Source organism: uncultured Veillonella sp. (genome assembly GCF_900545205.1).
Lineage (GTDB): Bacteria > Bacillota > Negativicutes > Veillonellales > Veillonellaceae > Veillonella.
Genome location: NZ_UQYC01000077.1, coordinates 1 through 7,543, shown reverse-complemented (window position 1 = coordinate 7,543; position 7,543 = coordinate 1). Strand labels below are relative to the sequence as shown.

At 34.9% G+C, this 7,543-nt stretch carries 9 protein-coding genes; 8 read left to right on the top strand and 1 reads right to left on the bottom strand.

The window, feature by feature from the left end; genetic code table 11:
• Nucleotides 1-10 precede the first annotated feature (10 nt).
• The 8 genes from QZR70_RS07735 to QZR70_RS07700 all read left to right on the top strand — a co-directional run bounded on the left by QZR70_RS07735 (nucleotide 11) and on the right by QZR70_RS07700 (nucleotide 7,040).
• Nucleotides 11-469, top strand: coding sequence for a glycosyl transferase family 4 (locus tag QZR70_RS07735; protein WP_105094478.1), 459 nt, complete (start codon nucleotides 11-13; stop codon nucleotides 467-469).
• A gap of 42 nt (nucleotides 470-511) precedes the next feature.
• Nucleotides 512-2,026, top strand: coding sequence for an SMI1/KNR4 family protein (locus tag QZR70_RS07730; RefSeq protein ID WP_105094479.1), 1,515 nt, complete (start codon nucleotides 512-514; stop codon nucleotides 2,024-2,026).
• Nucleotides 2,027-2,480: 454 nt separating this feature from the next.
• Nucleotides 2,481-3,059 (top strand): hypothetical protein, encoded by a 579-nt coding sequence (locus QZR70_RS07725; protein WP_295794275.1) that lies wholly within the window; start codon nucleotides 2,481-2,483, stop codon nucleotides 3,057-3,059.
• Nucleotides 3,060-3,183: 124 nt separating this feature from the next.
• Nucleotides 3,184-4,200, top strand: a complete 1,017-nt coding sequence (locus QZR70_RS07720) for a DMP19 family protein (protein WP_105089060.1) — start codon at nucleotides 3,184-3,186, stop codon at nucleotides 4,198-4,200.
• 64 nt (nucleotides 4,201-4,264) lie between these two features.
• Nucleotides 4,265-4,750 (top strand): prolyl-tRNA synthetase associated domain-containing protein, encoded by a 486-nt coding sequence (locus tag QZR70_RS07715; RefSeq protein ID WP_295794271.1) that lies wholly within the window; start codon nucleotides 4,265-4,267, stop codon nucleotides 4,748-4,750.
• 21 nt (nucleotides 4,751-4,771) lie between these two features.
• Complete coding sequence (locus QZR70_RS07710) at nucleotides 4,772-5,539, top strand: putative quinol monooxygenase (RefSeq protein WP_295794269.1); 768 nt, start codon at nucleotides 4,772-4,774, stop codon at nucleotides 5,537-5,539.
• 121 nt (nucleotides 5,540-5,660) lie between these two features.
• Nucleotides 5,661-6,440 carry a protein-ADP-ribose hydrolase gene (locus QZR70_RS07705; RefSeq protein ID WP_295794268.1) on the top strand — a complete coding sequence of 260 codons (780 nt, stop codon included), beginning with the start codon at nucleotides 5,661-5,663 and terminating at the stop codon, nucleotides 6,438-6,440.
• Between the two features lie 102 nt (nucleotides 6,441-6,542).
• A complete protein-coding gene (locus QZR70_RS07700) occupies nucleotides 6,543-7,040 on the top strand; it encodes a methylated-DNA--[protein]-cysteine S-methyltransferase (protein WP_005386920.1) in 498 nt (165 codons plus the stop codon).
• 114 nt (nucleotides 7,041-7,154) lie between these two features.
• On the opposite strand, the gene QZR70_RS07695 is transcribed toward QZR70_RS07700, so the two are convergent.
• A partial coding sequence (locus QZR70_RS07695) for a fumarylacetoacetate hydrolase family protein (protein ID WP_295794265.1) occupies nucleotides 7,155-7,543 on the bottom strand: 389 nt, incomplete at its 5' end.

The following is a 7,543-nucleotide window of genomic DNA, read 5'->3' as shown; positions in this document are numbered from 1 at the left end:
GGAGTCTATTATGTTATATACACCGAATAACATTTTGTATAAGTATATTCGCTATCGATTTAGACGGATTCAGATTCAGTGCAATATGTTATATGATATAGCACCAGAGGAAGAAGATGAGATTTGTCGTAATCTATTAAAAAAGCGAGCGAAGATATTAATTCCCGTTGGCATAGTATATTTTTTGCTTTTTGGGGTTATCTTCGCTTGGCTAGTAGGAACATGTGAGGACTTAAATCCATTAATGCAATGGGAATTAAGAGTGATAGACTATGTGATACCCATTTTAAATACCATAGATATTAAGTGGTATGCATATCCTCTAGATCTATTATGGGTGGCAATTATATTAGCGCCTATAGCGATTATAAATGCATCTCCTTATATCATTGTTTCCTATATTGTAGATACTATTTTGATACGACGTGAGGTAAAAGCTTTAATCAAAACTTATTTTATGAATGAGTAATTAAAATTTAGATTATATTGGTTTAAACTAGGAGAGAGTATTATGAGTAATCTAAAAGACTTTGATTGGACCGGATTTTGGAACGATGTTGATTATGCCTTTGAATCCTATATTGGTAAACCTGTTACCGATGAGGATATTAAGGATACTGAAGCTGAGCTTGGCTATACATTGCCTGCAGCCTATATTGAGCTACTTAAAAACCATAATGGTGGTGTAGTAAAGAAAAATTGTTTTATTAACGATAATGACGATTGTGTTTATGTAACAGGTATATATGGTATCGATAGAGATAAAAAATACTCTCTTTTAGGTGAGATGGGAAATGAGTTTTGGATTTCAAAAGTAAAATATCCCCCTATCGGTGTCGTTGTAGCCGATACGATTTCTGGTGGGCATGATATGATTTTCCTTGATTATCGTGAGTGCGGTCCAACCGGTGAACCTAAGGTTGTACGGGTTGATCAAGAATGTGATTACTCCATGACTCCCTTAGCAGATAACTTTGGTGAATTTATTAAGAACTTATATTTCAATATAGAAGAAATTACGGATGAAGAGTTTCAAGTATTAAGTGATACGGAAAAGGTTAAGCTCCTTAATGAACAAGAGGGCATCGATATTAAGCGTGCGATGGAGCTATTGACGAACATAGGCATTGATAATTTGTCGCCTATACTATTAAGTACCTTAGGACGTATGTATAACAATAATGGCCGTGCGTCAGAGGCTATCGAGTTGTTTGAACGAATCGATGAGGCACATCGTGATTGGTCTTGGTACTATCGTTGTGGTTATGCTCATGGGATGTTAGCTATTGGTGAAAGCTACGAATCTGAACATGTGCAGAAAGCATTACAGTTAATAGAGACGGGCATAAAAGTGACGAAAGAAGCTCACTTAGATAAACAGCTTGTTTGGTGCTGTGAAGTAGTAAAATATCACCTATCTAAAATTAAGCCAAAAGAGTACAAGGTGGATTATCCTTTGGTATATGAAACTATTAAGACTGTGTTTGATAAGAAAAATAGCAAAGATGCTACAGAAGGTAAAGATATTAAAGACGTTACTGAATGCGATGAAGATAACTATCCTACATATGATGTAGTACATTGGGTATTTAATAAGCAAACATATAGCAGAGAAGAGTTTTCCAAAGAATACAATGAAAATGTAAAGAACTATGTAGATGATGATCAAGAAGATGACGACGATAGATTAGAAGAACCAGAAATTCTAGTAACCTATGAGGCTTGGATTGAAAGTAAAGACCAACTCTTTGACAATGAACGTGTAACCGATGAGGAGTTACGCGAAGAAGATAAAGAAGATGGCATGTGGCAGGTAGAAATTATGGCTCATCTTGTGGCGGATAATGGTACATATTTTACAAGAGAAGAATTGCTCTTTAAATTGCACAATTTGATGGCCAATAAAGAATTAGGAGATCACGTATTCTTTGAAGGCATTGAATACGAAGGCCATGAATGTGAAGGTTACGGACTTATAGATAATAAAGATGGCATACCTGTATTCTATATTGTGTGTGGTAGCTAGTTAGTATACAACATTATAAAAATTAATAGATTAGCCCTTCGCTTATGCGAAGGGCTTTTACTATACACGCAAACTTATAACAGTAATAAAATAGATTGAATTATTATAATTTTGTGCTTTGGGCTACGTTATTTTATATGAGATTAGTTTACAATATTGAGGAATATATTATGAATAATACAATCAAAGCATGTTGAAGAGAGAGAGTTGATGCCCATGATAGAAAATGAACTCATATATGATGAGAAATATTGTGAATATAGACTTCTTTATGAAGGATTAAAATTCTGTTGGGATGAGAAAACTTCTAAACTACTTTGCTATTGATGGCTAATATATTGCCATAAAAACGGTAAAAAAGCTACTTTAGATAACTAGATTAGGTTGGTGTTGTGAAGTAGTCGAGTATTTATTAAGTTCTATTAGTTTAAAGAATTATAAGGAGGATTATTTTATGATTTTTGATGTGATTAAGAACCTGTTTAAGAAGGATGAGAATACTGAGCAGATTGAATATCTCGGTGTTGATAAAGATGGTAATAAAATATATGAAGGTTATTATCATGAGTTTAAGGGAATTCCTTGGGTGTTCAATAAAACTACTTATACTAGAGAAGAGTTTCTTAAGGAGTTTTATGAATGCTTAGAAGAGCATAACGTTAATCGTGATAATTTACCGCCATTAGTAGAGCCTGAAATTTTAGTGAGTTATGAAGCTTGGATTGAAAGTAAAAGTCAGCTTCACCCTAATGAATACTTATATGAGGATGATGAATTAGAAGAATACGATAAAGAAGACGGTATGTGGCAAGTTGAAATCTATGCTCGCCTTAAAGCAGATAATGGACAGTACTTTACTACTGAAGAGCTTCTTTTCAAGCTACATAATTTAATGGCCAATAAAGAGCTCGGTGATCATGTGTTCTTTGAAAATCTAGCCTATGATGACCACGAATTCGATGATGACGATATCGATGAAATCGACGATGATGATGAAGGTACTCCTGTATTTGTCGTATGGCTTGGTAGCTAGTTAAATAGCTGTTTGTCATAAACTATTATTTTAAAATCTGTAACCCATAGTGTTGTGTTGTTTGTTATAATTATCTTAAGATGAGTTCATATACATATTGATGCTATGAGGGGAAGTGTATTGTATGTCTTTAAGTGTTGAACAGTTTTTATCTTTGTCTGATGCTGAACAGTTACAAACTATCAAAGACCTTAATGATAGTGGAAACGTAAAAACTATTATTGATGTGTTAACTAGTGTGGGCATAGAAAATTTATCTATACCTCTGTTAGGTGAGCTTGGTAGAGCTTATAACAATAATGGCAATGAAAAAGAGGCAATTAAGGTATTAGAGGCTATTGATGAAGAGCATCGTGATGCGGTGTGGTATTATCGCTGTGCCTATGCGTATGGATCTATTGTTTTAGATAATAATGAAGCGTACACATCTGATACTATGCAACAGATGCTAAGGTTAGTGGATCAGGGTGTACGGTTAGCTATGGAATCGGAACTAGATGATATAAAATCGTATTGTTTTGAAGTCATGGATATGTGCTATATGCAAATGGACTTTGAAAAATGTGAAGCTGATTATCCTGATTTATGTGCTGCTTATAATGAGTATGTAGCAGCGAAAAAGAAGAAACGGAAAGGTGTGCCTCGTCATCGCACTATCACTGTTGAAGAGATACAAGCTACAGACGATATGTGGACCATTAATGAGCCTATGTACTGGACTATCAATATATATGGCTCATACGATGATTATTTAGAATCTGCCAAATCTTTTACTGTAGAGCAACGATATCTCAATGCTATATCTTGGTACTTCGCAGAGGTTAATAATGGTGGACATCATCAGTTCTTTTATAACTCTACAGGCATTGTATGGGAAGATGCTCTTGCGGGGTTACGCCTCTTCAAGATGGATATACTAGCAGATAATTTACAATCCGTAATCGATTACTTTGGCGGTTCTGTTCCATTTGATAGAGAAGAACGATGGACCATTTTAAAAGATTGGGACGATGAAATATTTGATTTCCTCGATAAAAAAGATGATGTAGTCTATGAATATGAAGGCATCTTTGAAGATGTATTTGTACATGAACATCCAGAGTTATTTGTATTTGATGGGACCTATAAGGTTCCAGAATAAGCGTAGCAATGTAGTGTATAAGGGCTACTTTCACTAAGAATATACTATGTATTAGAGGTATTACATGTTAGATAAACAAGGCGTATATGATTGCCTACGTGACCATCATATCGATTTTGAAATTACGGATCACGCACCGCTATTTAGTATGGATGATAAGCCCAATGTAGAGTTGCCATATCCTGAGTGGGATGCGAAGAATTTATTCATTCGAGACCATAAACGTGAACATTATTATTTGATTACTGTTCGTGGTTCTAAGCGTGTGGATCTAAAACAGTTCCGTAAGGATCATAAGCTTAAAAAGATTTCCTTTGGTTCCGAAGAAGAGCTATGGGATATTTTGAAGATTAAACCAGGTCACGTATCTCCATTTTGTTTGCTTCATGATGAAGAGTGTAAGGTACATTATTATATTGATGCGGATTATAAAGATAATCTTATCGGTATACATCCAAATCAAAATGATGCTACCGTATGGCTACAAGGGAAAGACTTAGTTAACTTAATTGAAGAACATGGTACAATAGTAGAATATATTACATTGTAATTTAGTCGAATCGGAGCATGTATGAATAGAACATTATTAAAACGTATTCTAGTAACCTCTGCGATTGCAGTATTAGGTGTGAGCACATCCTTTGCAGCGCTTGTTATGGAACGTGATGAAGGTTTAGATACAGCACCTAGTGTAGGCATGTATCGCTATCAAGTGCCTACAGAGTTACAGGGCACATATAACAGTGTAAGTGTTGCCAATCTAACTGCATCTATGGAGAAAGAGCCTAATACATTATCTATGAATGTAGCGCATGTAAAAGGTAATCCATCTGAGTCTTATGTAGTAGAGATTTATAAAGATTTAGCTGCTATTGAAACACATCGCAAATCTGATCATTATCAGTCCTTTGTTAATGAAGTAGGTTCTAAAATAACAAATCGTAAAATGTACGACGTACAGTCTGTACTATTGTTTGAGAAAAAAGATGCTTTATCTATTGTCAATGATGGTAAAGCAATAGTGACTCTGACAGAGTTTACTGTTAATAGCAATGATATCGACACAGTACAACGTCAATACCAACTCGATATTGAACGGGCCGTACGCGATGATGCGGGTTATAAGGCTGGTTATGTGCTTCGTGAAAGAAATGTAAAAAATCATTGGTATGTTATCCAAATTTATAGTGATCAAGAGGCCTTAACAAAACATTTAAATAGTCCTGGTTATCGATTCATGATGAGCCAAATCCAAGGTAGTCTACAAAATGTTACCACAAAGGTTTTAGATGGGGATGTCCTCGTCAACCATGGGGGTCAAGCATTTGTAAGACCTTAAAACTGAATATAATATAGTATAATATAATCACAGTAAAGTTACTGCTAGCATATACATATGTGCTAGCAGTTTTTTGTTATATATTAGGTGAACGTATAGTCTATAAAAAAAGGAGTTACATATGACACAGCAAGAACGGTTACGCTATTTGGTTGAAGGCTTAGTAGCAGAATACAATGAGCGGCATAACGAACATATAGATATCCCTATAAATGAAGAAGAGCAATTTACTCTCTTTAGATCTTTATGTAATATTCGTCCTGCTGGTGGAATGCCTCTTGAATGGATGAAGATAGAGTCTGAATATTTAAATATATTGGCCCATGAAAAGGGAATCGTAACGATTAGTGATATGGAAGAGCGAGAGCCTCAGATTTATTTGTGGCAAGGAGATATTACTCGATTATCTGTAGATGCTATTGTAAATGCGGCAAATAATAAATTGCTCGGATGTTTTGCTCCAAATCATAAGTGTATCGATAATGAAATCCATACCTTTGCTGGTATTGAGCTTCGTATGGAATGTGCTAGAATGACTGAGTATATGGACATGCCTGAAAAAACGGGTGTAGCACGTATGACCTATGGGTATAATTTGCCGGCAAAGCATGTACTTCACACGGTGGGACCTATTATTTACGAAGAGGTAACAGATAAAGAGCGAAATGAATTAGCTTCTTGCTATCGTTCCTGTTTACAACTAGCCAATGCTTACAACTTACACTCCATTGCATTCTGCTGTATCTCTACCGGTGAGTTCAGATTCCCTAATGAAGATGCAGCACAAATTGCAGTTCATACGGTGAGAACCTATTTAAAAGAAAGTAATAGTAAAATCCAAGTGGTATTTAATGTATTTAAGGATATAGATTATGACATCTACAACAAATTATTGGGATAAATAATATACTCCTTTTGAAATTCATAAAAATACTGTATCATTTAATAATGACATACAAAAGATTATGAATGATGTGTTAGTTTACGAAGGAGATAATGTACTATGAATTATAAATACACCTATGAAAGCCCATTAGGAACTATGATTATGCTTGGTACATTATCATACTTAACAGATTTGTTTTTTATCGATGAAGATTATGCACCAAGTTATGATGATGCGGAGTATATAGAGCAACTAACAGGTCCATTTGAAGTAACTATTATGTGGCTAGATCAATACTTTAATGGTAAAAAGCCTTTTATTACACCACCGATTCAGTTAGAGGGGACAGAGTTCCGTAAGTCTGTATGGTCTATATTACAAACTATACCTTATGGTAAAACTACAACATATGGAGATATAGGTAAAGAGATTGCAAAACAGCAAGGAAAAGATAGGATGTCTGCTCAAGCTGTGGGCGGTGCCGTAGGACATAATCCTATATCTATTATCATTCCATGTCATCGTGTGATTGGTAGTAATGGAAAATTAACTGGCTATGCTGGCGGTATTGAACGCAAGAAATACATGCTTGATCTTGAAGCGAAACATAAATAGTACATATTAGATTGTAAAATCATATTTAAATAGACTTATAGAAAAAGAAGAAAGAGATTACTCATGATGGATAGACACATCATAGGTAATCTCTTTTGGTATATATAGGTGGGACTATTTAAATTGATTTACTAAGGTACCAATGCCACTAATCGATATAGATACGGTATCTCCTGATTTTAACCAACCATATTTGCTTTCATTTTTACCAAGTACAACACCACTAGGTGTACCGGTAAAGATAATGTCACCCTCTTGTAGTGTAATATACTGGGATACAAATTCGATAATCGCGTCCGGTTTAAACATCATTTGTTGTAATTTGGCTTGTTGACGTATTTCACCATTTACTGTTGTAGTAATAGTGGCATTGTCAAAATCAAAATCATCTGGAGAAACAATAGTAGGACCAATAGGAGCAAAGTTGTCTAAGGATTTACCTAGAATCCATTGGGATCCTCTAAACTGCAAGCTACGAGCTGAAACATCATTTCCAATGGTAT

Excerpts from the sequence above, each read along its gene's own strand:
- QZR70_RS07725 (WP_295794275.1), top strand. The coding sequence starts at position 2,481 with ATGATTTTTGATGTGATTAAGAACCTGTTTAAGAAGGATGAGAATACT.
- QZR70_RS07705 (WP_295794268.1), top strand. The coding sequence starts at position 5,661 with ATGACACAGCAAGAACGGTTACGCTATTTGGTTGAAGGCTTAGTAGCA.
- QZR70_RS07720 (WP_105089060.1), top strand. The coding sequence starts at position 3,184 with ATGTCTTTAAGTGTTGAACAGTTTTTATCTTTGTCTGATGCTGAACAG.
- QZR70_RS07715 (WP_295794271.1), top strand. The coding sequence starts at position 4,265 with ATGTTAGATAAACAAGGCGTATATGATTGCCTACGTGACCATCATATC.
- QZR70_RS07710 (WP_295794269.1), top strand. The coding sequence starts at position 4,772 with ATGAATAGAACATTATTAAAACGTATTCTAGTAACCTCTGCGATTGCA.
- QZR70_RS07700 (WP_005386920.1), top strand. The coding sequence starts at position 6,543 with ATGAATTATAAATACACCTATGAAAGCCCATTAGGAACTATGATTATG.
- QZR70_RS07735 (WP_105094478.1), top strand. The coding sequence starts at position 11 with ATGTTATATACACCGAATAACATTTTGTATAAGTATATTCGCTATCGA.
- QZR70_RS07730 (WP_105094479.1), top strand. The coding sequence starts at position 512 with ATGAGTAATCTAAAAGACTTTGATTGGACCGGATTTTGGAACGATGTT.